General features: G+C 44.2%; 29 protein-coding genes. 2 read left to right on the top strand and 27 right to left on the bottom strand.

Going from position 1 to position 24,433, the window contains the following annotated elements; all coding sequences use genetic code 11:
- Nucleotides 1-29 precede the first annotated feature (29 nt).
- The 3 genes from KSZ58_RS22860 to KSZ58_RS16255 all read right to left on the bottom strand — a co-directional run bounded on the left by KSZ58_RS22860 (nt 30) and on the right by KSZ58_RS16255 (nt 5,163).
- Nucleotides 30-1,832 (bottom strand): EAL domain-containing protein, encoded by a 1,803-nt coding sequence (locus KSZ58_RS22860; RefSeq protein WP_257269042.1) that lies wholly within the window; start codon nt 1,830-1,832, stop codon nt 30-32.
- Nucleotides 1,829-3,337: a GGDEF domain-containing phosphodiesterase gene (locus tag KSZ58_RS22855; RefSeq protein WP_009269410.1), complete on the bottom strand. Its 1,509-nt coding sequence runs from the start codon at nt 3,335-3,337 to the stop codon at nt 1,829-1,831. The genes KSZ58_RS22860 and KSZ58_RS22855 overlap by 4 nt, the downstream gene beginning before the upstream one ends.
- A gap of 446 nt (nt 3,338-3,783) precedes the next feature.
- A complete protein-coding gene (locus KSZ58_RS16255) occupies nt 3,784-5,163 on the bottom strand; it encodes an MATE family efflux transporter (protein WP_009269411.1) in 1,380 nt (459 codons plus the stop codon).
- 104 nt (nt 5,164-5,267) lie between these two features.
- On the opposite strand from KSZ58_RS16255, the gene KSZ58_RS16250 reads away from it, so the two are divergent.
- Nucleotides 5,268-5,942 (top strand): Crp/Fnr family transcriptional regulator, encoded by a 675-nt coding sequence (locus tag KSZ58_RS16250; protein ID WP_009269412.1) that lies wholly within the window; start codon nt 5,268-5,270, stop codon nt 5,940-5,942.
- A gap of 95 nt (nt 5,943-6,037) precedes the next feature.
- On the opposite strand, the gene KSZ58_RS16245 is transcribed toward KSZ58_RS16250, so the two are convergent.
- From KSZ58_RS16245 to KSZ58_RS16135, 24 genes are all read right to left on the bottom strand, one after another.
- Nucleotides 6,038-7,189 carry a DUF349 domain-containing protein gene (locus KSZ58_RS16245; protein ID WP_002608420.1) on the bottom strand — a complete coding sequence of 384 codons (1,152 nt, stop codon included), beginning with the start codon at nt 7,187-7,189 and terminating at the stop codon, nt 6,038-6,040.
- Nucleotides 7,190-7,731: 542 nt separating this feature from the next.
- On the bottom strand, nt 7,732-8,496 hold the full coding sequence (locus tag KSZ58_RS16240; RefSeq protein WP_008818967.1) for an EFR1 family ferrodoxin: 765 nt from the start codon (nt 8,494-8,496) through the stop codon (nt 7,732-7,734).
- Complete coding sequence (locus tag KSZ58_RS16235) at nt 8,493-8,858, bottom strand: helix-turn-helix transcriptional regulator (RefSeq protein ID WP_008818968.1); 366 nt, start codon at nt 8,856-8,858, stop codon at nt 8,493-8,495. The genes KSZ58_RS16240 and KSZ58_RS16235 overlap by 4 nt, the downstream gene beginning before the upstream one ends.
- A gap of 12 nt (nt 8,859-8,870) precedes the next feature.
- The gene (locus tag KSZ58_RS16230) at nt 8,871-9,644 is read right to left on the bottom strand and encodes a nitroreductase family protein (RefSeq protein ID WP_008818969.1); all 774 of its coding nucleotides are present in this window, start codon (nt 9,642-9,644) and stop codon (nt 8,871-8,873) included.
- Between the two features lie 590 nt (nt 9,645-10,234).
- Nucleotides 10,235-10,897 (bottom strand): hypothetical protein, encoded by a 663-nt coding sequence (locus KSZ58_RS16225; RefSeq protein WP_008818970.1) that lies wholly within the window; start codon nt 10,895-10,897, stop codon nt 10,235-10,237.
- A gap of 85 nt (nt 10,898-10,982) precedes the next feature.
- Complete coding sequence (locus KSZ58_RS16220) at nt 10,983-11,321, bottom strand: hypothetical protein (RefSeq protein WP_002608415.1); 339 nt, start codon at nt 11,319-11,321, stop codon at nt 10,983-10,985.
- Nucleotides 11,318-11,515 (bottom strand): DUF4177 domain-containing protein, encoded by a 198-nt coding sequence (locus tag KSZ58_RS16215; RefSeq protein WP_008818971.1) that lies wholly within the window; start codon nt 11,513-11,515, stop codon nt 11,318-11,320. The genes KSZ58_RS16220 and KSZ58_RS16215 overlap by 4 nt, the downstream gene beginning before the upstream one ends.
- On the bottom strand, nt 11,512-11,973 hold the full coding sequence (locus tag KSZ58_RS16210; RefSeq protein ID WP_008818972.1) for an NUDIX hydrolase: 462 nt from the start codon (nt 11,971-11,973) through the stop codon (nt 11,512-11,514). The genes KSZ58_RS16215 and KSZ58_RS16210 overlap by 4 nt, the downstream gene beginning before the upstream one ends.
- A 55-nt stretch (nt 11,974-12,028) precedes the next feature.
- Entirely contained in the window at nt 12,029-12,280 is a 252-nt protein-coding gene (locus tag KSZ58_RS16205; protein WP_002608412.1) for an HAD hydrolase family protein, read from the bottom strand.
- A 175-nt stretch (nt 12,281-12,455) separates the two neighbouring features.
- Nucleotides 12,456-12,608 carry a hypothetical protein gene (locus KSZ58_RS16200; RefSeq protein WP_154410951.1) on the bottom strand — a complete coding sequence of 51 codons (153 nt, stop codon included), beginning with the start codon at nt 12,606-12,608 and terminating at the stop codon, nt 12,456-12,458.
- Between the two features lie 24 nt (nt 12,609-12,632).
- Nucleotides 12,633-12,845, bottom strand: coding sequence for an ATP-binding protein (locus KSZ58_RS16195; RefSeq protein WP_002608411.1), 213 nt, complete (start codon nt 12,843-12,845; stop codon nt 12,633-12,635).
- A 370-nt stretch (nt 12,846-13,215) separates the two neighbouring features.
- Nucleotides 13,216-13,509: a GNAT family N-acetyltransferase gene (locus tag KSZ58_RS22850; RefSeq protein WP_224727262.1), complete on the bottom strand. Its 294-nt coding sequence runs from the start codon at nt 13,507-13,509 to the stop codon at nt 13,216-13,218.
- Between the two features lie 6 nt (nt 13,510-13,515).
- Nucleotides 13,516-13,716 carry a hypothetical protein gene (locus KSZ58_RS22845; RefSeq protein ID WP_009269413.1) on the bottom strand — a complete coding sequence of 67 codons (201 nt, stop codon included), beginning with the start codon at nt 13,714-13,716 and terminating at the stop codon, nt 13,516-13,518.
- A 40-nt stretch (nt 13,717-13,756) separates the two neighbouring features.
- Nucleotides 13,757-14,110 (bottom strand): hypothetical protein, encoded by a 354-nt coding sequence (locus KSZ58_RS16185; RefSeq protein WP_008818975.1) that lies wholly within the window; start codon nt 14,108-14,110, stop codon nt 13,757-13,759.
- Nucleotides 14,111-14,180: 70 nt separating this feature from the next.
- Nucleotides 14,181-14,939, bottom strand: coding sequence for a class I SAM-dependent methyltransferase (locus KSZ58_RS16180; protein ID WP_009269414.1), 759 nt, complete (start codon nt 14,937-14,939; stop codon nt 14,181-14,183).
- Nucleotides 14,940-15,686: 747 nt separating this feature from the next.
- Nucleotides 15,687-16,130: a pyridoxamine 5'-phosphate oxidase family protein gene (locus KSZ58_RS16175; RefSeq protein WP_035303265.1), complete on the bottom strand. Its 444-nt coding sequence runs from the start codon at nt 16,128-16,130 to the stop codon at nt 15,687-15,689.
- Between the two features lie 72 nt (nt 16,131-16,202).
- Nucleotides 16,203-16,559: a helix-turn-helix domain-containing protein gene (locus KSZ58_RS16170; RefSeq protein ID WP_009269415.1), complete on the bottom strand. Its 357-nt coding sequence runs from the start codon at nt 16,557-16,559 to the stop codon at nt 16,203-16,205.
- A gap of 60 nt (nt 16,560-16,619) precedes the next feature.
- On the bottom strand, nt 16,620-16,946 hold the full coding sequence (locus KSZ58_RS16165) for a MazG nucleotide pyrophosphohydrolase domain-containing protein (RefSeq protein WP_002608404.1): 327 nt from the start codon (nt 16,944-16,946) through the stop codon (nt 16,620-16,622).
- 21 nt (nt 16,947-16,967) lie between these two features.
- The gene (locus KSZ58_RS16160; RefSeq protein WP_154410952.1) at nt 16,968-17,138 is read right to left on the bottom strand and encodes a hypothetical protein; all 171 of its coding nucleotides are present in this window, start codon (nt 17,136-17,138) and stop codon (nt 16,968-16,970) included.
- A gap of 330 nt (nt 17,139-17,468) precedes the next feature.
- A complete protein-coding gene (locus KSZ58_RS16155) occupies nt 17,469-17,912 on the bottom strand; it encodes a GNAT family N-acetyltransferase (RefSeq protein WP_100933518.1) in 444 nt (147 codons plus the stop codon).
- Nucleotides 17,913-18,109: 197 nt separating this feature from the next.
- Nucleotides 18,110-18,790 carry a dihydrofolate reductase family protein gene (locus KSZ58_RS16150; RefSeq protein ID WP_008818980.1) on the bottom strand — a complete coding sequence of 227 codons (681 nt, stop codon included), beginning with the start codon at nt 18,788-18,790 and terminating at the stop codon, nt 18,110-18,112.
- Nucleotides 18,791-19,540: 750 nt separating this feature from the next.
- Nucleotides 19,541-20,047, bottom strand: a complete 507-nt coding sequence (locus tag KSZ58_RS16145; protein ID WP_044905376.1) for a hypothetical protein — start codon at nt 20,045-20,047, stop codon at nt 19,541-19,543.
- A gap of 113 nt (nt 20,048-20,160) precedes the next feature.
- Nucleotides 20,161-20,955: a polysaccharide deacetylase family protein gene (locus KSZ58_RS16140; protein WP_009269419.1), complete on the bottom strand. Its 795-nt coding sequence runs from the start codon at nt 20,953-20,955 to the stop codon at nt 20,161-20,163.
- 6 nt (nt 20,956-20,961) lie between these two features.
- Complete coding sequence (locus KSZ58_RS16135; RefSeq protein WP_224727261.1) at nt 20,962-22,422, bottom strand: aldehyde dehydrogenase; 1,461 nt, start codon at nt 22,420-22,422, stop codon at nt 20,962-20,964.
- 327 nt (nt 22,423-22,749) lie between these two features.
- On the opposite strand from KSZ58_RS16135, the gene KSZ58_RS16130 reads away from it, so the two are divergent.
- Nucleotides 22,750-24,264 carry a 4Fe-4S dicluster domain-containing protein gene (locus tag KSZ58_RS16130; RefSeq protein WP_002608396.1) on the top strand — a complete coding sequence of 505 codons (1,515 nt, stop codon included), beginning with the start codon at nt 22,750-22,752 and terminating at the stop codon, nt 24,262-24,264.
- Nucleotides 24,265-24,433 lie beyond the last annotated feature (169 nt).

The following is a 24,433-nucleotide window of genomic DNA, read 5'->3' as shown; positions in this document are numbered from 1 at the left end:
CCGCTTGCTTATCTGAGAAACTGCCGATTCTAGCGGACCTTCTGAAGCAGCTGACGGGCTTTCACGATTTCATCAATATTCATACAGGTGCTGATGATGGCAAGGCGTCCCTGTTCCTCACATATTACACGTCCTCTGTCCTGAACCCATATAAGACTGCCGTCCTTCTGCACCATACGATAGCGTGTTGTATATTCCATACCTTCGCGGAAAGTCGTGCCGAGATCAAGCTCCACCTGTGCCCTGTCTTCCTGATAAATCGTATTCTCCACCATTCCGTTGATTCCCTGATAGAGATCCTGATAGCTGTCATAGCCCAGAAAATGAATCATCTCCTCATTGGCAAAGTAGAGTGGAAAGCCTTTCTCGCAAAACCCTCCAATCATACCTCCCGGAAAAGATTCTGCATACAGCTTTGCGGCATGCTCCTTGTTTCTTTTGGTCAGCTGCCGCGGTGAATCCCTCTGATTGGCAATTCCCAGCAAATGATGCAATAGGCGCTGCGATTCCAGCAATTCATCCTCCTGCTTCTTTATCTTTGTGATATCCGTTAACAGGCTGTTATAAATGCGCACACCCTCCTCTTCGCGGATATAGCGGATATGCTGTTCCACCCATATGGTTTCACCGGTTTTTGTAAACAGCCGGAATTCCACGCTGCAATCCGTTTTCCACTGCTTTGGATTCGACCAGATACGCATCACCTCATCATGATCACGCTCATCAATGTACTCCAGCATTCCGTTTTCCAGAATATCCTGCAGCTCCTGTGTCGTATAGCCGTGCAAAAGGGATAGACCTGCACTGATTACACGACAGCTGAGCCGCTCATCGGGGTACACCTGATATTCAAATATATCTCCGGGCATCGTCTGTAGGATTGCCAGCAGCTCCTTCTGCAGACTCATCGTGGTGCTCACATCGCTGACTGATCCGTAGAACAGCCTGCGATTTCCCTGTTTATGCAGGAAAAAGGCCTGCATATGCATCCACATAAGCTCTCCGTTCAGACGGTACCGCCGAAAGGTTCCACTTGCCCCCATGGATTCCGCTTCCTGTGCCTTATGGAAGATATCCCATACAAGCGGCATATCCTCCGGATGAATCTGACGGGTGATGAGTCTGCTGCGCTCCTGTAAATCCACAGCATTGCAGCCTGTAATACGGTAGTAGCGGTCATTTACCATCAGAATCTGTAAATGCGTATCATCCTCGATTTCATACAATGCGATTCCTCCCAGAATATTGGAAAGCATCGCTTCACTTGTAATATCCTTGTGAAATAAATCCTCCAGATCTATACTGGGCAGGCGTTTCGCCTGCATGCCGCGAACATCAATACGCCCGGCATCCGCAAGAAGCTCACAGAAGTGGTCCCGGCTCATCGGCTTATAAAAATAATAACCCTGCATATATTCACAATCGAGGTTTAACAGGCGGTCCGCCTGTTCATGGGTTTCCACACCCTCTGCAATCATCCGCAGGCCAAGCCAGCGTCCCATCGAGGTTATGGACTCCAGGATACTGGAATTTCTCGTATTCTGATGATTGGATGTATCCAGAAATTTCATATCGATTTTCAGAATATCCAGTTCAATGTTCGACAGCATGTTCAGGGAGGAATATCCACTGCCAAAATCATCCATCAAAACGGTGAAGCCGCATGCCCGCAGTTCATTTACAGTGGCAATCAATTGATCGAAATTCTCAGCGTAGGCACTTTCCGTTATCTCTATTTCCAAAAGCCGGGATGGTATTTCGTATTTTTTTATTAGTGCAGTAAAGACTTCACACAGGCGGAACTGAAGCATATCCACCCTTGAAACATTCACACTGACCGGTACCACCGCAGCTTTTTCATCAATCTGTCATGCAGGAAGCGGCAGACCTCCTCCCATACATAGGAATCCAGCTTATAAATAAAGCCGCTTGTCTCCAGAATGGGAATAAATTCTCCCGGCGGCAGCAGACCGCGCTGGGGATGCTGCCATCGCACCAGTGCCTCGGCTGCGAGTATACGATTCGTTCTGGCACTGACCTGCGGCTGATAATAGACAACGAATTCCCGGTTATCCAGTCCGTTTTTCACACCGAACAGTACCTCCTGACGGTTTTCAATCAGTTTTTTCATCGAATCCTGATACACAGCAACGCGGCTCGCATAATTGCCTTTTCTGCTGGCTGCGGCAATTGCCGCCCGATCACACATCTGAGCAATCGGAAGCGTTTTATCCTGAATCATATAAATACCTACCGTGGGAAGAAATTTGATGGAAGCATCGTAGTTCTGTATCCAGCCGATGATCTCGGGCTCCAGCTTTTTTACATCACAGGCAGCCTGCGGCAGCAGCATGACGAACTCATCGCCGCCTATGCGTGTTGCAATGCCATTTAACTCCTGCACCTTTTTACGTATCTGATAGGAGATATACATCAGCAGATGATCCCCCTCCTGTATACCATACCAGTCATTGAACAGCTTAAAATGCTCGATATCGATATCTACAAGACCATACTCCTGATGAACATCCTGCATAAGGCGTTCCTGAGCAAGTCGTTCAAAGGTCGTTTTCCCATACAGCCTGGTAAGCTCATCGTAATGAGGCTTGTAATCCTGTCCGGCTGCGGGATTTGGAAGCTCCTCTGACATCGTATCTATCATACAGAGACAGGTATCCGTCAGCTCTTCATTGGAGGAAGCAGTGATTTGGAATTTCATCCAGCGATATGCACCATGCAGCAGGATGCGGAAGCTGCAGCTGACATGAGAATATACGGCAATGCGTTTTTCCAGGGTGTCCAGATTCCAGAAATCTTCAAAATCTGCACGGTCTTCCTTATATACATACCGTGTACACAGCTTCTGTAGCAGCTTACACAGCGAGCCGTTTTGTGAAAGCCGTGGCTGCTGCCTGAGATTCTCATAAAGCATGGTAAAGGAATCCCTTTGTATATGAAGCTCCACAATGGCATACAGCAGCCCATCAGTTTGTGCATGGATCACACTGCCGGCTTTCCCAGGAGCTGCCGCATGCATGGATATCAGGGTACACAGCCCTTCCTTCGGCCATTCCACCTGAATCGCGACATACTCCATCCAGATTTCCAGCTTTTGATTGTATAGCAGCCTGTTTTCTATCTTTTGGTGTCCTGTCTTTTTCAGCGGGCAGTCAAAACAGGGCGTTTTGCTCTCCTGCAGCATTTGATAGCAGAATGCATGCTGTTCACATCCGGGAAAGGTCTGTTTTGCGGTTTCATCCATATAAACGATTTCATAATGCTGATTGATAACAAAAACACCCTTTTCGATTTCTTCATTGTTCAGCTTTTTATCCATAGGCGTGCTCCTTTACGACAGGAAGATTACAATACTTTCCTTTATTGTACTATTTTCCAGATAAAACCTCAATGAAGATTCCGATGTTCCCTGCTATTTCAATCTATTGTTCCAGCCGGAAAGAGCGCTTTTTGTCACTACGATGCTATTTATACCTTTGAAGGAATGAAAGCTTACTCTTGTAAATCATAATGCTGTATTCGCACAGCCATCCCAAAAGACAAACAAAAGGTACGGATAAGACCGCATTCAGGTCAGGTTAACCGGCAGAAAGCGGATACAGCTGACATGTACACTCCTGTACAAAAGCCATGATTGCATCCCTTATTACATGCCGGTAAATCAATTGCCACAGGCATAACCAACCATACGCAATATCAAAATACCCGAATACGGTAAGCATCCTATAGGATTCTGAATCAGATATGTGAATTTGTATCCATATCCTATTCCTTCTGCAGGGAGGTGTTTATACTATTTTGGCTTATGAAGGTATTATGAGTGACCGCATGCTTTTTCATATAGAACCAGATGACAGCAAGCATGGCAGTGGAGGACAGCGGAGATACCAGTCCGTAAACGGCAAGAACCTCCACCCTGTAATGCATCAATGCAAAGAGCAGCGGTACGCGGATCACCAATGCGCCACCACAGCAGTTCAGCATGGTAAATACGGTTTTTTCACTTCCATTCAGATATCCGTTCATACAGAACAGGATGGAAACAGCAAGATAATCCAGACTGCAGCCTCTTAAAAAGGGGATTCCTGCACGGATGACTGCTGCATCCCTGGAAAACAGAGAAATCATGGATTGCGGGGACAGCTGTGCCCATAAAAAGAACAGAGAGGAACAAAGCATGGATACGCAGATTCCATAGCGGACGAAGCCGACAGCACGCTCTTTTTTACCGGCTGCCAGATTCTGTGCAGTCAACGCTGTCAGGGCATTGGAGACAGAGGTTGCCGGAAGCATGGCAAAAATATCAAATTTACTGGCAATCCCAACGGCGGAAGCTGCATACACTCCAAAACCATTTGTGATGGCAGTCAGATACAGAAAGGAGAAGCGCACCATGCATTCCTGAAAGGAAACAGGAATACCAATGGCAATCAATTCCTTCAGCACTGCTGTATCCAGCTTCAGACAGCGTCTTGAAAAGTGAAGGGCTGAACCCTGACGTCGCATATACCATATCGCGATCAGCATGCTGATTCCCTGTGAGGCAACCGTGGATATCGCCGTTCCTGCTACTCCCATATGAAGAACACCCACAGTAAACAGATCGCCTGCAATATTGCAGACACAGGCAGCAGCCACAAACAACAACGGGCTTATGGAATCCCCATAGCCGCGCAGGAGTGCGCTGAAAGCATTATATTCACAAATGAAGAAAATACCGGTTATGCAGATAAAGACATACTGATAGGCCTGTGCCATAGATGCCTGCGGTACCTGCAGCAGCTGAAGAATCATCCCTGTGCTGAAGGCCAGTATCAGGCTCAGGATAATAGAGAACAGTGCAAAAAAGGTAATCGTGGTACCGATCGTCTTTTCGATTTTATCAGGCTGCTGCCTGCCTGCATATTTTGCGACAAGAATGGTAGCTCCCAGTGTCAGTCCGGAAATCACGCTTGTGATTATCTGTGTGACCTGTGTGCCGGTGGATACCGCCGCAATGCTTTCCGCCGGACAATAAGCTCCGATAATCATCAGGTCAGCCGCCCCGTACAGTGCCTGCAGCAGATTGGCAAGCAGAAACGGTATCGAAAAGCGCAGCAGTACCTGCAAAATATTTCCCTGTGTAAGTGATGCGGTGTGTTTCATAAAATCTCTCCTCATTTTTCTTGTTCTTATTGTAAAGGCAGCTCTTCCCATATTCTGTAGCCTATGTTACAATTCAGAGAGAAAAATTTTAAGGGGAGATGGATATGCATCAGATTAAAATTCCAGAGGAGCTGTACCACTGCTTTGAAGCGGCAGGCTATCGGCAGCACTATGAGGCCAATGAGGATATCTATATGCAGGGAGATGATGCGGGACGTATTTACTTTATCAGGAAAGGACGTGTACGTGCCTATTATGTGACTTATCAGGGGCGTGAATTAACGTATGAAATTATTGAAAAGGGCAGGATATTCGGTGAATCCTCCTTTCTTTCACAATGTGCCAGACCGGTCTGCGTGGCAGCAGTTACACAGGTTGAGCTGATGGCCTGCGATCTGAATCAGCTGTATGTGTATATGGAGCAATCCCCCGGACTTATGCAGATCATGCTGCAGCTGCTGTCCAATACCTGTAATCATTTGACCGCACAGCTGCGCCGTATCACGCTGTATGACCGCTATCAGCGTATTGCCAGCCTGCTGCTGTCGGAAACAGCTGCACCTGATTATGACCGCGGTATCACTTATTCCAGCATCCCCTATACCCAGGAGGACCTGGCACTGATCCTGAATCTCAACCGGGTAACGGTAAACCGGGTACTCAGTGAGTGGAAGAAAAAAGGCATTGTGACAGCTTCCTATGGAAAGATCACGATTCTCAAGCGTACCAGTCTGGAGGCGCTGTTTCCGGCAGCATCACCAAAGCATTTGACTCGTTGAACATGAAGTAAGCTTCCTGTGAATACGGATACTTAAAAATGAAAAAAGAGTGACATCGACAAAATCACTCTTTTTTTATCATTTGATATCTGCTTCTATTTTGCCAGCGTTTTATCGATATCCGCCAGCTCTTCTTCCAGCTCACGGATAAATTCCTTCTTATCCGCTATCTGTTCCTCCATATCATTGATTGCCCGTTCTCCAATCAATCCGATAATATCATTCTGCATACGCTTGATCTGACGCTGCTGATCCAGAATCAGCTCCTGCTTGCGTGCACGTGCCTCCTGCATTCTCTGACGCCACTGCGCATGCCGCTGTTCATTCCAGTTGCGCAGCCCTTCAAAATAGGAATCCATTGCCGTACGGAATTCCTTCCAGATGTCATCTTCTCTTTCTCTGCCGCAGGAACCGATGCTTTTCCATTCCTTGCTTAGATTTTTCATAACATCCGTATGCTCCCGGGTATATTCCCCACGCTGTGCAATTTCATTTGCCTGCTCTACCAGCCTGCGTTTTTCCTCGTATTTCCCATCCTGCTGTTCGTGCAGCTGATCATAGTATTCGCCTCTTCGATCATAGAATTTCTGACGGCTTTCATTAAAGGCATTCCACAGACGATCCTCATGCTCACGGCCCGCACTTCCTGCCGCCTTCCACTGATCCATCATCGCACGGAATTTTTCTCCTGTCTTGTTCCATTCAACAGAATCCGCCAGTGCTGCTGCCTCTTTGATCAGCCCTTCCTTTATTTCTTTTGCATTCGAGAACTTCGTCTGCAGATTTTCCCAGTGCTCATGCTTGCGGTCAAAAAATTTCTGACGAGCCGCATTGAAGGCATCCCATAATTCATCATCTGTTTCTTTTCCTGCTGTTCCCGATGCCTTCCATTGCTGCATCAGCTCATTCATTTCCTCTGTTGCCTGATTCCAGTCATCGGAAGCAGCAACCTTTTCCGCACGGTCAATCAGCTCCTGCTTAATGGCCTGATTGCTCTGATACCCCTCTCTACGCTTCGCATAAAAGGCATCCATATAGCTGTCAAATTCTTCGTTCAGCGTTTCTTCATAGGCACTGTCCCAATAAGAAATGCGTTTCCATCTCCTCTTTAAATCTGAAATTTCACGGAACACCGTGTTCCAGTCGGAAGATATTTCAATATTCTTCGCTTCTTCAATCAACGCCTCTCTGCGCCGAATGTCCTCATCATAGTCATTTACTTCAAAATCATCATGATCATTGTACATATGTATTCCTCCAGTAAGGGCGATTCCACCACAATCGCCTGCTATCAACTTAAATTCTATCTCAAATACGCTAAAAAGTCATTCATTTCTTTCATTTTTGTATAGAAATTGCGCTGATTATCATAATTTGGCGATAAAAGATAAAAAAATACTACATCACTGCATATTTTCATAATCAAAACAAGGCTTCTTCTGTAATTGTCTACTGAAAATATACGAAGCGCAGATTTTCCTCCATAGCTTCGCTGTCTCTTATCAGACTGTAGGGTTTATCTGCATGGTGAAGAACACCTGTTGCATAAAAAAAAGCATGATGCACAATCATAACATCCAAAAGCAGGTGAGTTGTTAAAGCAAAGATGATTCCTATACCGTTTCTGCATCACCTCTGTTTACATACAGCCTGCTTCTATCTGATGGAAGGCTGTATCACCGAGCACTGTCTTGATGTTCAGTCAGCTATCCTTCATCATACTGATGATTCTTTGGATTGCATAGCGTAAAGGCAGAAAAGCTGTCCTTACTTTTCTGCCTGTATATCATCATTCTTCCTTTGAAACCACATGTGAGCAGAGATAGCGAACCTTCCCCTTACTGCTGTTTCCATATTCAATCGCTTCTTTCGGACAGCTGCAGATACATGCCATGCAGTGGGTGCAGCTTTTCCCCCAGTCCGGTACCCCCTGCTTCAGTTGAATATTGCCCAGCGGACAGACCTGTTCACATTTTCCGCAGGAAATACATGCATCCGTTGCGTAAAATTTATCCGCATGTACGATCAAAGGATAAAATAAAGGATTGATCCAGGCACTGTTCACAAAATCCCTCACACTTATTTCCGGTTTTGGTATTCTGCGATTTGTCCGTATATACTCAGCTGCCTCTGCAATCTGCTTTTCTGCGTTATGGATGATGGTTAAAGCCTCCTGCTTTTTGGGAGCATCATAGAGTGCGATATAGTTTTCCGGCATGACGATTTGCATGCATCCCTGATAGCTCCATCCTTTTTCTTTGCAGAGCCGTTCAAGATAAGCACCGGCATTTCCAATCGATCCGCCGCAGGTCATTACAAAATACAGTTCCCTGCTTCCCGTCAGCTCCACTGCTTTCAGCCATTCTTGAACAACACGCGGAATCCGCCATGCATAGGTTGGAGCAACAATCACCCAGGGCTGCTTTGCATACAACGTGTCCTTCTTCCTCTGTCGTATGGAAGAAAACAGATCAAAGCCTTCATCCTGCAGCTCCCTCTGTAAACGTTTTGCCACATAGGCACTGTTTCCGGTTCCTGAAAAATATACAATCATAGATGTCTCTCCTCCTCTTCCTTCTGTAAATGAATCACACTGTCATAGATGAGGTCAATCAGCTGCTTGACCTGTTTCCACTGGGTGTTGTCCGCACTGATATAATAATAGTTTTTTGTCCCCTCCTTCCGCATATCAACAATACCTGCTTCCTTTAGAATCTGCAGATGATGCGATACAGAGGGTCTGGTCAAATGAGCCCTTTCAGCTATTTCATTGACACGGATTCCCGATCGCTCGCTTTGGATCAGTATCAACAAAATGACCTGCCTTGTTTCATCACCAATGGCAGTGAATGCCGTTTTACATGTATGAAAGCCGCTGGTGATATGCGCAATGCGCTTCTGACATTCCTTATCCATGAAAGTCCCTCCCTACATATAGCGGATATCGGCTGTATCCCGCTGTGCACTTCTCTGATATCGTATCTTAGGATACCCCAGAACCAGCGTTGTGACCGCTTTTTTTCCTTTTGGTATGTGCAATGCCGCCCGCAAGCTTCGCGAATGGTTCACCACCATGGTGAAGAATCCGCTGTACAGTACCCCTAAGCCGTTTGCCTCCGCAACAAATTCCATATTCTGTGCAGCCAGTGCCCCGTTAATTTCCTCTTTTGCTGCTATAACGATGGCAACCGGTGCCTGAAAAAAGAAAAAGTGATCATCAATGACGGTTCTCCTGGCCATGGAGCTGAACAGATTTGCAACCGGCTTCAATCTTCGAAAGAATTTCACTGCCTGCTGCTCCAAAGAAGCCTTTTCTTTATCGATAACGATATATGTCACATCCTGTTTGTTTTCTGCTGTATGTGTCAGTCTGCCGGCTTCCAGAATCTGAGAAATCACTTCGGCAGGGATTTCCGTTTCCTGAAACTGACGGATGGTTCGACGGAAACGAATCACCTCCAGCACCTTTTGAGGATCAAGGCGTACGCTGGATGCCTGCTCAACGGCAGCTTCACTGTAGCCGCTGATCGTGACGGCTTTCTTCGGACAGATTGCAGCACAGTGTCCGCACATGATACACTCTGCTTCCAGTATCTCTGCCTTTTTATCTTTTAGTTGTATATTGCTGGTGGGGCAGTCTTTCGCACACTGACCACAACCGATGCACAAGGAAGGATTTATTTGTATTTCATGTCTGTTCATAACGGACTCCTTTCGTTAACATTCTTTAACCATTATAACAAACTTCTGCAAAATTGCAGTATCCGTAAAGAAACTCGTTACCAAAGAAATTATACACAAAACAGGAAAAGACCTACCCTTCGTATTTCAATCTTTCGCACTCCCGCTTCTAAAGCATCTCATGATAACCGGATGCTTGTTTTTTGCTTAACGTCCTTTTCAAACCGGAACATAGCAGTGCTGCAGCTTTGCTATACACAGAATGGCATTCAATATCGAAAGCTGCGCATATATTGAAGGGTCTTTCTTACTTTAAGGTGTTTGCAAAAGGAAGACTTCAACTTCTATTGATAAATACAATCGTGTTGAAGTCTCCCTGTTTTGAGTTTCCCTACAATCGAGAAAGAACCAAATTGGATACCGTGGGTTTTTGAGATAAGAATAAAACATGAAAAAGAGCTGTCTTTGCAGCTGCGTTTTCAATTATACAGTATATTTTGATGAATCATTCCATGATAGTTTGTTGAATTTAAACGCACACAGCGACCACTTATAAATTCAATCAAAGCTTGCTGCTTTCATTCCTATATAGGAGATTCCTTTACTGTCCCTTACACCTTTTCCATACGAAGGACAGCATCCCCATAATAACAGATATAGGCAGCATTTTCATCATGAAACAAGATAACCTGCTCCGCCTGTTTCTTTTCTTCATCATATAAATAAACACTTGATGCGGAAGTGGTGAGGATGTCCAAGTCGGTTTTCATAATACGATCAACAATCTCTTTCATATTCACCCGCAAATCATATTGATACGGTGTGGTTTCCTTCACCTCCCAGTTTGATACTGCGGATTCCTTTTCGTCATACTGGAAAATACAGTACCCCCAGCGGCCGTGTCCATCCGTAAATGTACAGGAGTAGAATTGCTTATCTGTGTACAACTCCTTCAGCTCATGATTGCGTATAGAAACTCTGGCAAAGCTGTCATAATTCCAAATCGGCTGATCGATATCCTTTGTTTCTTCGTGAACCCACATCGCCATGAATCGCTGCACACTCTTATGCTTCATAAATGCCATAGCCGCTGCCGTACCATCTCCCCCGTAATACGAAGCTATCGCCTTTTCAAGCAATGCCTGCTTCAAAGAGAGCAGCATATCCTTATGCCACATGCTTTGTACTGCAGTATATCCGGCAGTATCCTTACATGCCGTCATAAAAAATATGACCGACAGAGCAACCAGAAGCATTCTAATCTGCTTTATCATAAACCTTACCTTCCGATATGCATCCCTGCCCCCACAGTAGCTGCACACATCTTCTTCCTTTCTTTACAGGCTGTCAGTAACACCCTCACTCTTTTCTTCTGATAAATTCCACAAAGGCAAACATGATGGAAATAACGCTCAGAACAGCAACAATCAACTCCGACATGTTGTTTGCATATTCTGCCATCTTTGGCTCCATAATGCCAAGTATGAGATAATAGCTGCACCAGAGCAGCCCCAGCAAAAGAACAAGGCAGGTGACATACTTGAGCAGACCTGCCGCTTTACTGATGAATTTGATATTTCTTGCGATTTGTTTCTGCGTATAGTCCTTTTTTATCAGCTTCTTTTTTACACCGCCGCCCACGGCACCTAGGATCAGACCTACGGATAAACTGACGCATATCGAAAAGTATACACTCATAAGATCCCATCCTTTTCAAATATCAGATCCATTCTGCGGATACAGCCGTTTGCACTGATTTCTGTCGGTATCATTCCAGCATACCGGTAACCCTTTACGGCATAGTCATTTATGATATCGCGATGCTCCATCGTGACTGCCAAAACCACATCCTTCATTATGTAAGCAACATTACCATATTCATATTGTTTCATAGGGTCTCCTTCCTGCGAACCTCTTGTAAATAGTCTTGTTTCTGTGTCCTCAAATAAGCATCAATGAATTTTTTTGAAGGCGTGTATATGTTCTTTGGAAGCTGATCGACTGGAAACCATTTCCATTCATCCTGCTTTTCCGGCTCCATAACACAAAGCGTCCCGCTGCAGGCACGGGCTATCACCTGAATGGTGACATAATGCTTACCCGGCTGCAGATCATCAACGGCACTATACACCTGTAAGTCATTGATATCCAGATTGGTTTCCTCTTTTGTTTCCCTTACGGCACCCTCTAAAATCGTCTCCCCATACTCCTGCTTTCCACCCGGAAGACACCAGGAATCCGGTTCATAAATCCCACCGGTATCCGCTGCACTGCATACGCGGTGTCCCAGTAGCAGCCTTCCGTTTTGAAGAATCAAAACACCGATTCCTACACGTATATAAGCATCCATAAGCTTCACTTCCTTTTTTCCTTGATATTCAATCAATCATCATGCAGATGGCCTGTCAGATCAGGTGATTTTCCTTACAATACCGGTAAATTTCTTCCTCCCTGACACTGCCGCAGATTACATCCGCCACGGCCTTTACATCCTGACTGGCATTGTCCATGGCGATGCCGGTTCCAACTGCCTGCAGCATTTCAATGTCATTGATACTATCTCCAAAGGCGATGGCTTCCTCTTTGGTGAACGGAACATAGTCCAGAACCTTTTTGACACCGAGTCCTTTTCCACCATTTGCCGGAATGATATCCACCGCTCTCGTTTATTCCTACCTTAATCTAAATTATAGTAAACAAAAGAGGTAATGTACAGCAAATACGCCGCATTACCACCTTTTCCTGTTATATTTCGTATGCTACAGGCTTTAACGCTTGGACGCATGGCGGATGAGAGAAGCCCCGCTGTAAATATGCTGCATTCAAAATCTGTTAAGCACAGACCTTTCCACCATTCCAGCTTCTGCTGTCGTCATGCAGCTGTGAGTCATGATGACAGTCACTATCTGTTTGACGGTAAGCCTTACTGCCATACGCGTTGTCTTTATCAGGTCTTACAGCACCGTTTTTTGGAATCCGCGGCATGTGCTTTCCCCTGTTGCTAAACTTTCACACGGTATGTGTTTTCTCTGCAGTATTTGGCAGCCGTATACAGATGCACAGCCTATTTTGCGCATACTCTGCAGAGATGCTGCCATGCATACGCTCCAGTAGACTCCGTGCGATTTCCAAGCCGAGGCCTGTACGCGAGAAAGCATTGCCGCATTCAAGCTGCGCACAATCTTTCTTTGCAGCATATGAACAACCGGTTCCTAATTCCATGTTGACTCCTTTCATGAATGTTTATACGATATGGGCTTCTTCTACTCCAGCAAAACTGTTTGGAAGTCTGTCAAAGATTTTTAACATTTGCATATGTTCTCTGTTTTGTATCTGTTTTATGTATCCTTTCTACGAATATACGAAATCAGAGTTGTTCTGTAATATGAATCAAAGGGGTTTTGTATAAGAGACAGTTTTATGCATTTTGCGGTTCTTCTTTTAAACGGCCGCATCTATATGGAGTCGCATTCCCCATATGTACCAGTGCCAGCACATCTGTTCTGCATACATTCCAGAATTGTATATCCACACATTCGCTTTCTGCATGACATGCTGTACGATCGTGTGGAGGATGCCGATCGACACCTGTTTATTTATCTGTATTCTTTGTTTTCTGCATCACATCATAGCATAGGAAATCACCGTTTTCTGTCGGTATGATATGATATGCACTTTCCCTGTAGCCGCGTTTGATATAGATTGCCTTTGCCGGAAGTGATGCATCGAATCTACAGATATCTGTACATTCGAATATTTTCTGCTCTGCAAAATCCATTAGCCTGCGGCCATATCCCTTTTTCTGGTGTGCCGGCAGAACAAACAGCCTGCATATCTCATGATTTTTCAGCGTGACAGTACCGACGGCAAGCTGCTTCTCATTCAATAAAAGTTAAACACTGCCGGCTTTCAAATCCTGACGAATTCCTGTGTCATTATGGTGTGAGAGAAAAAAATCTACTGCGCCCTTCGGATAATAGTGAGGATAGATTTCCTGTATCGTTTCTCTGGTGATCGTACGTACCACCTGCAATGTCTGTTCTTGGAATCCTGCCTGAATGATTCTGCAGCCCTCCGTATTTTCGTAATTCATAATTCACCTTCTCCTTTTCGTCCTGTTATCCATATGCTTCTTATATTTCTATGAGAATGGAGGTTCCCTTACTGTGGTCACCATTGAGCCACTGCCACTGCTCATGTAATTCTATGCAGTTATCCTTTAGAACAACTGGTATGCTGTGGCACTTCCCGATTTTGATTTCTTTCTTTATATTCAGGTGCTGATAGGTAAAGTCCAGCATTCCTGCTTCATCCACAGTTCCAATCAGAAATCCCTTCATGATATCTCCGCCTGCATATTCTGCCCATATGACAGTATCCTTTTGATGGTAATGAAATACAGTCTGCTCACTGACCTCACCATTCACACTGTTAAGCTTTGGAATGAAGCTTTTTCCATCATAATCTATGTTATTTTCAGTTGCCATCGTTATCGCCTCCTGTTTATGATCTTCCCTACTGCCTGCTATACAATGCGCCTTGCGTTTTGCATGCGCACTATTTCAAAAACATCACATTCTGAACCTTTTCTGTAATCCAGATTTCATCCTGCAGTATTTCAATATCATATCCGCTGACCGTCTTTTCAGCAAAGGATTTCATAATGCATTCAAATCCGAACGCAGCATCCATTTTTCTGGGAAATCTGATCTGTGTTTCAAAAGAATCATGGTATGTAAAACCGGCAGTCTCTGCAAGCTGCCGCCATTCATCCAGCGTATAAAATTTGATATGTCCATCCTTTTTCATCTGCATATAAGCATCGACAAATCGTTTTTCATCATCTTCATTGGGTGCTGGATCACAGAGAAAGAAACAGCCTTTTTGCCGCAATACACGATATACTTCCTGAAATGTTTGCGTAATTGCGGGAAAATGATGCAGAGCATAGCGGGTTATGACCATATCAAAGGTTACAGCTTCGAATGGAAAGTCTATACCTTCATAGCATATAAAATGCAGATTCCTCCTATGTAAAGCATTTGCTTTATCACGATTCCTGCATAATGTTTCCGCAACGATATCCAGCCCATATATTTCACAGTCCGGATATCGCTTCGCAATTGCAAAGGAAAGATAACCTGTTCCTGTTCCCAGATCCAATATTTTCATGCCCGGACGTATCGGTAGAAAACTCAGGATTGCTTCTAGGTGTGATGCGTCCTGTGTTTGCATATCATAATATGCTGCTTTTTTGAAGCTTTCTTCGAATCCTTGTTTTGTTTTCTCTATACTGTCTTTTGAATTCTGCTCCATGTCCATTTCCCCTTCCATGAAGAACAATCACTTTCACAAGTTTACGCTGAGTTATATTCAACGCATATCGTTCTATACCGTTTTTTCAGCTGAAGCAAAAGCTTTCCAGAACTTCCTGCAACCTTTAACAGCTCTTTGTGTAACTCATCCATGACTTTTTGTTATGGATATAAAATAGATGTAGCTGGTCATCCCACGGATCAGGGTGGTACAAAGATGGTGATTCTATGTAAAGCTACTGCAAACACAAAGCTTTGTATTCATATTTAGATGTACCGACCTTGAATTAAGATCCATTAACCTCAGGGAGAGGCTAGACCGAATACGATTTCTCATATGAATATCAAGACTCATCATTTAGATCCACTAGCCTCAAAAGATTGTGTCAATAAAGCCTGTTATGTAGATTATACTTAACAAAAAAGGGAATGTACAGTCTAATCTGCACAAAGCCCTTTCCATAATTGTCTGCGGATATCCGATTCCTGTGAAAGACATACATAAAATCCGAACGCATTACATGGTTTTTCCTTTTATTTCGCTTGTCCGGTTTCCAGCAGGCAGCCCACCTCCTAATCAATATATCCACATAAAGCAATTACATTTACTGATGCTGAAGAAACAGAAGCTTCTGCTCTTTGAAGGCATATGTAGGTAACAGCCTGCAATATCCTTCTGCTTTTCCGACCATGAATTTCATTTCCCTGGGCATATGCTTTTATCCATTGCATTTCAGCAGGAAATCGATTATTCAGGAGTTATCGGTTTCACAGCAGGTACAGCAAACGTTTCCGAATGAAAGTTGGAATAATATCTGCCCTTTGTTACAGTAATCTTTAAAACACAATAATCCGGATCCGTTACTCCCTCAGGATAATACATGGTATCCCCTTCTCTCCATATCATTTCCCTGCTTTTAGTATCCTCCAGAATTTCTGCAGTTCCTATCAGCATAACACCTCGAAAATAGCGTTTATCACAGAAATAAATACATGCCTTCGGGTTTTCTCGATACTGTGCTGACCGCATGGAGGATGTGTTTGTCGTAAAATAAAATGTTTGAATACCGATCCTCTTTCTCGGAGAAAGCATTGCCTTCGTGTTTGGAAAGCCGTCCGGATCCACGGAGCTGATAAATGCTGTTGTCTGTTTATCTATCAGCCTGCCAATCGTTGCTTCACAATCTTTCATCATATCACTCACCAACCTTTCCTCCATTGTAGTCTGATTGGCAGCATTTGTACATTACCCACTTTTTTGTGACTATATAAGTCCCTTTTCCTTCAAAAATTCCTCACGGTTATCCTCCAGCATCATTTCCACTCCGATTTCCTGCATGATTGCAATCGCCTCCAGCATATGCTCTCCGCGCTTGGTAAGATAATATTCAACATGCAGCGGATAACCGGCATACGTATGCTTTTCAACCATACCGTATTCCAAAAGCTCCTTCAGCTGTTCCATCAGCATTTTCTGTGTGATGCCCAGTATTTCTTTTTTCAAGGAAGATAATGAGCGACGCCCTTTTCCAAGCTGCCACAGGATAATCGATTTCCATTTACCTTTTGTAACATCATGCGTCAGCTCCAGAGGACAGGTGTATTCCATACGTGTTTTCAAATTGCTCCTCCTGTTTAGCTTTATCACAGCACTTGTATAGAGGCCGTGCAGTACATACCTTTACCAGCGTTTCATGTTTCTTTCGAATTTTTCTTTATATGCTGTCTTTAATTCTTCGGAAGATATATCATAGCACAACAAAATATCGTTATAATACATTAGAACATCAGCTAATTCTTCAATTAGATCTTTTCTTATATCTTCCTGATGAGCCGCTTCAAAATCCCCATGCTTTTTTACGATGTCTATTACTTCGCCTATTTCTCCAATCATCCAAAGCAGCTTGTTCCTGCCTGCTAGAACAGAAATACCTTCCCATTTATCTTTATATTTTTCTTGCAAAATCAGCTGCATTTCTTTCATTTCATTGATCGTAAATTCATCCATGTTATCCTCCTTTATTCTAATTTATTTCTTTCCCTTCTCTATACATTCAGGCAAGCTGCCAATCAGCAACCCAACCACGAAACCAAGAGCTATATTATCCAATAATAGTCCGCCCATAAATCCCAAAATCAGGCCCCATGCGATTTTATCATTAGAACTGGATTTTCTGTTTTTCCTGTTTTTCACCATCATCCTCCTGCGCATATTCTGCTTATAGTAATCTATTCATGCTTATCTATGAGTCCCTTGTAGTCCTGATTCCAACAAATGGGTAGGTAATGGATTCTCCAGTGAGAACTGTACACCTACCTTTGATAAACATTCATATTACAAGCCTGTTTCAGAAAATTCAGATGTCCAATGGTATCTACAAAAGCTTGATTGCACATAATCTTCTTCTGTTGCCTTTTCTATTATATGTAAGAATGAACCATATCTTTGATCAGCAGGCTCAGACCCATACATACAGCCTTTCCATACCCTGTGAATATTCTAGCAGCTTCGTTTGTGTATTCGGACAGATCAATTCAATTTCATATATAAAAGTGGGTATGGATTGCCTTGTTCATCACACTCTGTCCTTTTATACACTTTAAATCCCATGTATTCATAAAACCCTTTTGCTAGAGGATTTTGTTCATTTACTGCCAGATCATTCACTGAATATTTTTCTATTCCGAATGTAAGCAATTCTCTGCCCAAGCCTTTTCCTCTTTCTTCGTCAGAAATGAAGAGCATTTCAAGATGCTGCTCTGCAATTCCCATGAATCCTACAGGAACCTGATGTTCATTTACCGCGATAATCAAATACGGTATTTCCTGTATTGCCTGTGGCACATAGTTCTTAATATTTTCTATTTCTTCCTCTGACAGGAAGAGATGGGTTGCTTTTACAGAGCTTTCCCACACCTCTAGCAGCTGCCCTGTCAGTGTTGGATTTCTATCTATTGCTTCCATGATTTTCATTTTGTTATCCTCCGTAATTCTAAAATATTTTATGCTGTCAAAGTACCATCAACAACAAGCACTGCCTAACCAATACAGCCAAGTGAAACAGCCCTCCTATTGCATATGCTGTTACAGTATCCATAAAAGAAAGTGTGCCGTCTTATCGCCTTAGCGCCTATATACTAAAATACTGACATTTTAAACCGACCAGCTTTTCAATTGATCACTTTATATCTTAGGCGAATATACGAATTTTTCAGTACATCACACGCTTCCAGCTTCAGTACTCCCAATGCATGCAAATCATCTACAGATGTGATGGAAGCTCCGTCAATCAGTGTTGCAGTATCTTTTCCGCCAATCAATATCGGGGCAACAACAATATCTATATAGTCCAGCAATTTCTTCCTCAAAAAAAGTCCGTTCAAGGTACCTCCTGACTGTACCGTTAATCGACTGCATCCATAATCCTCTTTTAAAATTTCCAAAGCGCCTGCCAGATCCAATGTATCCTGCATGATGATGTGTAAATTATCTTCCTTTACTAAAAATGCCGGATGTGCGGGGTTTTGTGTAATCAACACAAATTCCTTGGACAACTGACAGAAATACCGAATGCCGTGCTCCGTTAGATGATGATTATCCAGCAACACAAAGGATACAGGCGATTTTGCCGGGAAATCCTCTTCATTTACTCCCATTTTCTGCTGAACTCGACCGGTATTAAAGGACCATAGATCACTCATTTGTTCAAATTCATAATATTGATGAAGTCCCTCCTTAACGCCGGTTATATTAGGAAAGTCTTTATCTACATCCAATTCATCCGATGACCCGGTACTGATTTTCCCATCTACTGACATCAGCATAAACAAGGTGGTTACTGCTCTATCCATAATTCATTCCTCCTATGACTAGCTTCATTCTAACACAGTGAAATGAAATTGTCATGAATGAATAAACTCCCGGGTTGCAAGCTGGATTTCTTCATGAGTAAAAAATAAAAGCAGTCACCTATTTACCACTTATTGACATAATCGAGCTTACTCAATACTTATATCCTTTCGGAATATATGATGGAACTGCTATTTTAAGAATAGTGAATACAAAAAGAAGTGAATTCTATAAAAGACTCCACTTCTATTTCTATCGCTTTGATATTGCCTAGGTATCTTTCTAAATGCGATATAACGCAATTATAGTATATTTAACGCTTTTACGCAATACCTCTGTATAAATCTTCATATAGAAAGGGCAGGTATTTTTTGGCTTAAAGCAGATTCATTTCAGCTTGTTTACACAACCTTGCTACATTCCCAGTTAAGCCGAAGCATACTATCCTGTTTAAACTGCATTGAAAAATAAAGAACGACGTTTTTGCAAATGGGCATATCATTGGTATATCTCACTATGCTGACTGTTTTTATTTTGAATATATCAATTTCTTCATCGATATCTTAATATCCCCTGCAGATCTTTTGTGTTTTCTTTCTGCTTTTCTTTCTCTCTAACATGACGATTTATACACATATAACTGTAAATAATTCTAATTCGCCAAATATGCAAATTCCCACAATAGTAAAGACCCCTGCAATACATGCAGGAGTCCGTTTGTTATATGAATCGCCTGAAAAAGGAATCAGCTGTTAATCTTCGTATTCTTCGTACTCTTCGTATTTTCTATCTGTTTCATCATAGTCGAATGCTTCCGCATAATCCTCACGCAGATCATCATCACGCAGTCGGCAGTTTCTCATGCAGCGGCGATACTGCTCACGGCAGCGGTCCTCACAGCTAGGGCGTGGCGGACACGGTCTTGGCGGGCATGGTCTCGGTGGACATGGTTTTGGCGGACACGGTTTTGGCGGGCATGGTCTTGGTGGACATGGTCTTGGCGGACACGGACGGTGATTGCCGCAGCCACAGCCATGAGAGTTTCCATTGCTTCCACAACCGCAGTCATTGTCATGGTGATGACAGCCGCAGCTGCCATGATTACCACCGCAGCCCGGACGGTAGGTGTTGACACAGGAACAGCGGGAACGGCTTTCCGTATTGCAGCCGGACTGGTTTACCAGAATTCTTTCTCCATTGCGTGCGCAGGAAGACCCGCGTCCGCTGTTGGAAGAACAATTGCATCTTGAGTTATACATGTAAGATTTCCTCCTTTATATGAGATTTCATCCATCTCAATCCACTATATGCAAATGTCCGATGCCCAACATAGGCGTATCACAATGGTGGAGGGAAAATCTGTGTTTTTTTCTTACCTGCTTTCCAGCATGGCGCGGAATACATCCAGTCTGGTATAGGCGTTTACATTAAACCGCGGCAGTGCATAGGAATCATCACTGCGTTTTGCTTTGCGGTTCTCATTGTATCCAAAGGCAAGGCGCGTGCCGTTATCATTCAGAATTTTCTGTATTCTTTTATTATATTTCCCATACGGATATGCGTAATAGGTGATAGAGCCCTGCTTTGCGGCCTGCTCCGTATCCCTTTGCAGCTGTTCATCGTTCAGCTGATCGATGCGAAAGCCATCCGCATTCTTATGATGAAGATCATAGGAATGTGAGAAATACTGCAGCACACGTTCATCCTGCATATCCGCATGGGAAGCATGCTGGCGAAGCTTAGGATCATAGGGACCGTGCTGTTCATCAATAACCGAGCCAATCACGAATACCGAGCCGGTAAAGCCATAGCGCTTCAATACCGGCTGTGCAAATTTCGTCGTTGAATAAAATCCGTCATCAAAGGTGATGGCAATACTTTTCTCATCCAAATCTTTCTTCCCCATCTTCCAGGCATATACATCCTCCAGTGTCACACTGTGGTAGCCCTCTTCCTTTAACAGCTGCATCTGCCGTTCAAAATCAGAGAGGGAGATCACCCACATGTTGTTCGGGAAGAAGGCCTGTTTATCAGCATCCGGAACAACATGGTGATAGCCGATAATCGGTATGCCGTCCTCGCGGTTAAACGCCTGCACAAGCGCATTTCCCGCATACAGCAATAGCAGGATGCAAAGCAGAATGACCGTTAGCTTTCTCTGACGCATAAACACCTACTTCAGAAACAGACGCACCAGGCGCTGCTTGCATGTTGTATAGGGGTGATAGCGAAAAGGCAGATCGATCCAGTTCGCTTTTTTTACGATACTCTTGCGGTGAGAGAAGGTTTGAAAGCTGTCATAGCCGTGATAGCTTCCCATCCCGCTTTGACCAACACCGCCAAAGCCCATCGCACTCGTTGCCAGATGAATAATCGTATCGTTGATGCAGCCGCCCCCATAGCTAAGAGCTGACAACACCCTGTGCTGATTCTGCTTCTGCTCGCTGAACAGATACAATGCCAGAGGTTTTTCCTTATCCAGAAGTGTCTGTACAACCTCATCCAGATCCGTAAAGGTCAGTATCGGAAGCAGCGGACCAAAAATTTCCTCCTGCATGATGGCATTGTCCCATGAGATATTCTCAATTACCGTTGGCTCGATTTGACACGTTTCTTCACGGATGGCTCCGCCCATACAGATGCTTCCCTCCTGCATGAGTGCACAAAGGCGGGCAAAATGCTTTTTATTTATGATTTTCGGATAGGTTGCACAATCCATGGCACTTCCCTGAAAAAAGGTATGCAGACTGTCCTGCAGATAAGCCAGAAACTCATTTTTCACCGATGCCTCTACATATACATAATCCGGGGCAACACAGGTCTGTCCCGCATTCAGGAACTTCCCAAACGCAATACGGCGGGCAGCCAGCTTCAAATTTGCGCTCCTATCTACAATGCATGGACTTTTACCGCCAAGCTCCAGCGTGATCGGTGTCAGATATCTGCTGGCCTTTTCCATGACCAGACGGCCGACCTCTACTCCGCCGGTAAAAAAGATATAATCAAAGCGCTGCTCCAGCAGCTCTGTATTTTCACGGCGGCCTCCCTCAACCACTGCCACATATTCACTGGGAAAGCAACGGCGAATCAGCTTTGCGATGATGGCAGAGGTTGCGCTCGCATAGGCACTCGGCTTGATGATGACCGTATTCCCTGCCGCTATCGCGCCAATCGCCGGCTCCAGTGAAAGCTGGAACGGATAATTCCACGGCGCTATTACCAGAACTACCCCATAAGGCTCAAACTGCGTCCAGCTTTTTGCTGAAAACTGTGCAAGTGGTGTATGTACGCGCTTTGGCTTTGCCCACTGCTCCATATGGCGAAGCTGATAGGTCAGCTCACTCAGCACCATACCGGTTTCGCTCATATACGCTTCCATATCGGATTTATTGAGGTCTGCGCGCAGAGCCGCATGAATTTCCGCTTCCATGTCGCGAATTGCTGAACGCAGCTTCTTCAATGCATTTCGGCGTATTTCCAAATCCTTTGTTGCCTGCGTGCGAAAATATGCACGCTGTTTCTTTACCAATCCTTCGATTTCCATACCATCACCTGTTTCCTTTGTTTCTGAAATTATAGCAGAATTCTGTCTGCTTGTGTACCTTACGGCTGAAAAACCTCTGCTGCTTTTCATCACCGGATTTCCATTCAAATCGAAACATACACCGCGATATGCATTGCCGCAGTATCGTATGCATAAAGCATATCAAATTTTTTCCTCTATAAGTATTTATAAGGGATACATACCGCAGGCCACCCTGCTGGAACACGATGCTTTCGTTCCTGCTGCTTGGAATTTTTGTCTACCATGTGTCTTATTCATTTCCTTTGTCTCATAGCTTCTCGCTGTCATTCACTGAAAAAGCGATTGATTATAGAGGTAACGAAAAATTTCACAAATTTACATTTCCTGCTTACAAATAGAAATAAATACAGTATAATGGAATCGAGGTGAAACGTTATGAGAGGTATTTACAATTCAGTAACTGATATAAGAAGAAATGTCTTTACAGAAATCGCCCGCCTTGCCTATGAAGGCGGAGATTATGCAAGCAGTATTGAAAAGCTGCCATTTAAAATTATCCCGGGAGAACGTGCTACTTACCGTGATTCTATTTTTCTGGAGCGTGCCATTGTTGGTGAGCGCCTGCGTCTTGGAATCGGTCTTCCTGTAAGAAGAATGGATGAGCATTCTTCCTTGAGTGATGGTATTGAAGAGAGTGCCATCGCCGAAAAATATTACGATGACCCACTGGTAAACGTTATCAAGTTTGCCTGCAATGCATGTCCGGAAAAGACGGTTGTGGTAACCGATACGTGTCAGGGCTGTCTGGCACATCCATGCAAGGAGGTATGTCCAAAGGATGCGATCTCTATGGTGAACGGAAAATCCTACATCGATCAGGAAAAATGCATCAAATGCGGACGCTGTATGGATGTGTGTCCATATGGTGCAATCAATAAGCTGGAGCGTCCTTGTGCAAGAAGCTGCGGTATGGATGCCATTACCTCCGATGAGCTGGGTCGGGCGGAAATCGACTATGATAAGTGTGTATCCTGCGGTATGTGTCTGGTGAATTGTCCATTCGGTGCCATTGTCGATAAGGGACAGATTTTCCAAACCATTCATGCGATGAAGTCCGGTAAGGAGGTGATTGCCGCGATTGCCCCTGCCTTTGTCGGCCAATTTGGACCGACTGTCACCCCGGAAAAGGTAAAAGGAGCATTAAAGGAGCTTGGCTTTGCGGATGTTGTTGAAGTTGCAATCGGTGCTGACCTTTGTACAGTGGAGGAAGCTGAGGATTTCCTGAGCAAGGTACCGGCTGAGCAGCCGTTCATGGCGACCTCCTGCTGTCCTGCATGGTCTGTTATGGCGAAAAAGCTGTTCCCGGACTTCAAGCCGTATATTTCCATGGCTTTGACTCCGATGGTACTGACCGGACGGCTGATCAAAAAGCAGAAGCCGGACGCAAAGGTTGTCTTCATCGGACCTTGCGCCGCAAAGAAGCTGGAAGCCAGCCGGAAAAGTGTGAGAAGTGATGTGGATTTTGTCTTGACCTTTGAAGAGGTAATGGGGATGTTTGAAGCAAAGGGAATCAACCTGCCGCAGGTCGAGGCAGACGCTCCATTTGAGGAAGGCACTGCCAATGGTCGTGGCTTTGCAGTCAGCGGAGGCGTTGCCAATGCGGTGAAGCAGTGTATTCAGAAGGAGCATCCGGACAAGGAGGTTCTGATCGATTCCGCTGAAGGTCTGAAAAACTGCCGCACCATGCTGATGATGGCAAAGGCTGGAAAAAGAAACGGCTATCTGCTGGAGGGTATGGCATGTCCGGGTGGCTGTGTAGCCGGTGCCGGAACATTGCAGCCGGTAATCAAATCCAGTGCTCTGGTTAAGAAATATACAAATGATGCAGAAAAAAAGCTTGCATTCGAAAGTGAATATCTGGATAATCTGGATTTACTGACCAAAGAATAAACACATAAAAAAATAAAACAGACATCCTGTACAGCAATTCGCGGTTCTTTCTTACTTTAGGGTGTTTGCAAAAGGGGAGACTTCAACTTGTATTGATAACTGCAATAGTTGGAAGTCTCCCTATTTTACGTTTACCTGCAATCGAGAAAGAACCCAATTCGCTACAGGA

This window comes from Erysipelatoclostridium sp. DFI.2.3 (assembly GCF_019132535.1).
Taxonomy (GTDB): domain Bacteria; phylum Bacillota_I; class Bacilli_A; order Erysipelotrichales; family Erysipelotrichaceae; genus Clostridium_AQ; species Clostridium_AQ innocuum.
This window is presented reverse-complemented; position numbering and strand designations above follow the sequence as displayed.

Bases quoted from the DNA above. Each gene is read 5' to 3' on its own strand.
- KSZ58_RS16150 (WP_008818980.1), bottom strand. From the start codon at position 18,790: ATGGATAGAGCAGTAACCACCTTGTTTATGCTGATGTCAGTAGATGGG.
- KSZ58_RS16195 (WP_002608411.1), bottom strand. From the start codon at position 12,845: ATGGAATTAGGAACCGGTTGTTCATATGCTGCAAAGAAAGATTGTGCG.
- KSZ58_RS16220 (WP_002608415.1), bottom strand. From the start codon at position 11,321: ATGAGTGTATACTTTTCGATATGCGTCAGTTTATCCGTAGGTCTGATC.
- KSZ58_RS16240 (WP_008818967.1), bottom strand. From the start codon at position 8,496: ATGATTGTATATTTTTCAGGAACCGGAAACAGTGCCTATGTGGCAAAA.
- KSZ58_RS16255 (WP_009269411.1), bottom strand. From the start codon at position 5,163: ATGAAACACACCGCATCACTTACACAGGGAAATATTTTGCAGGTACTG.
- KSZ58_RS16175 (WP_035303265.1), bottom strand. From the start codon at position 16,130: ATGAAAGATTGTGAAGCAACGATTGGCAGGCTGATAGATAAACAGACA.
- KSZ58_RS16155 (WP_100933518.1), bottom strand. From the start codon at position 17,912: ATGAAAATCATGGAAGCAATAGATAGAAATCCAACACTGACAGGGCAG.
- KSZ58_RS16210 (WP_008818972.1), bottom strand. From the start codon at position 11,973: ATGGATGCTTATATACGTGTAGGAATCGGTGTTTTGATTCTTCAAAAC.
- KSZ58_RS22855 (WP_009269410.1), bottom strand. From the start codon at position 3,337: ATGGATAAAAAGCTGAACAATGAAGAAATCGAAAAGGGTGTTTTTGTT.
- KSZ58_RS16250 (WP_009269412.1), top strand. From the start codon at position 5,268: ATGCATCAGATTAAAATTCCAGAGGAGCTGTACCACTGCTTTGAAGCG.
- KSZ58_RS16140 (WP_009269419.1), bottom strand. From the start codon at position 20,955: ATGCGTCAGAGAAAGCTAACGGTCATTCTGCTTTGCATCCTGCTATTG.
- KSZ58_RS16165 (WP_002608404.1), bottom strand. From the start codon at position 16,946: ATGGATGAATTTACGATCAATGAAATGAAAGAAATGCAGCTGATTTTG.
- KSZ58_RS16130 (WP_002608396.1), top strand. From the start codon at position 22,750: ATGAGAGGTATTTACAATTCAGTAACTGATATAAGAAGAAATGTCTTT.
- KSZ58_RS16185 (WP_008818975.1), bottom strand. From the start codon at position 14,110: ATGGCAACTGAAAATAACATAGATTATGATGGAAAAAGCTTCATTCCA.
- KSZ58_RS16215 (WP_008818971.1), bottom strand. From the start codon at position 11,515: ATGAAACAATATGAATATGGTAATGTTGCTTACATAATGAAGGATGTG.
- KSZ58_RS16235 (WP_008818968.1), bottom strand. From the start codon at position 8,858: ATGGATAAGGAATGTCAGAAGCGCATTGCGCATATCACCAGCGGCTTT.
- KSZ58_RS16180 (WP_009269414.1), bottom strand. From the start codon at position 14,939: ATGGAGCAGAATTCAAAAGACAGTATAGAGAAAACAAAACAAGGATTC.
- KSZ58_RS16245 (WP_002608420.1), bottom strand. From the start codon at position 7,189: ATGTACAATGATCATGATGATTTTGAAGTAAATGACTATGATGAGGAC.
- KSZ58_RS16160 (WP_154410952.1), bottom strand. From the start codon at position 17,138: ATGATGGTGAAAAACAGGAAAAACAGAAAATCCAGTTCTAATGATAAA.
- KSZ58_RS16225 (WP_008818970.1), bottom strand. From the start codon at position 10,897: ATGATAAAGCAGATTAGAATGCTTCTGGTTGCTCTGTCGGTCATATTT.
- KSZ58_RS16145 (WP_044905376.1), bottom strand. From the start codon at position 20,047: ATGTATAACTCAAGATGCAATTGTTCTTCCAACAGCGGACGCGGGTCT.
- KSZ58_RS22845 (WP_009269413.1), bottom strand. From the start codon at position 13,716: ATGAATTACGAAAATACGGAGGGCTGCAGAATCATTCAGGCAGGATTC.
- KSZ58_RS16230 (WP_008818969.1), bottom strand. From the start codon at position 9,644: ATGAACAGACATGAAATACAAATAAATCCTTCCTTGTGCATCGGTTGT.
- KSZ58_RS16200 (WP_154410951.1), bottom strand. From the start codon at position 12,608: ATGCCGCGGATTCCAAAAAACGGTGCTGTAAGACCTGATAAAGACAAC.
- KSZ58_RS16135 (WP_224727261.1), bottom strand. From the start codon at position 22,422: ATGAAAAGCAGCAGAGGTTTTTCAGCCGTAAGGTACACAAGCAGACAG.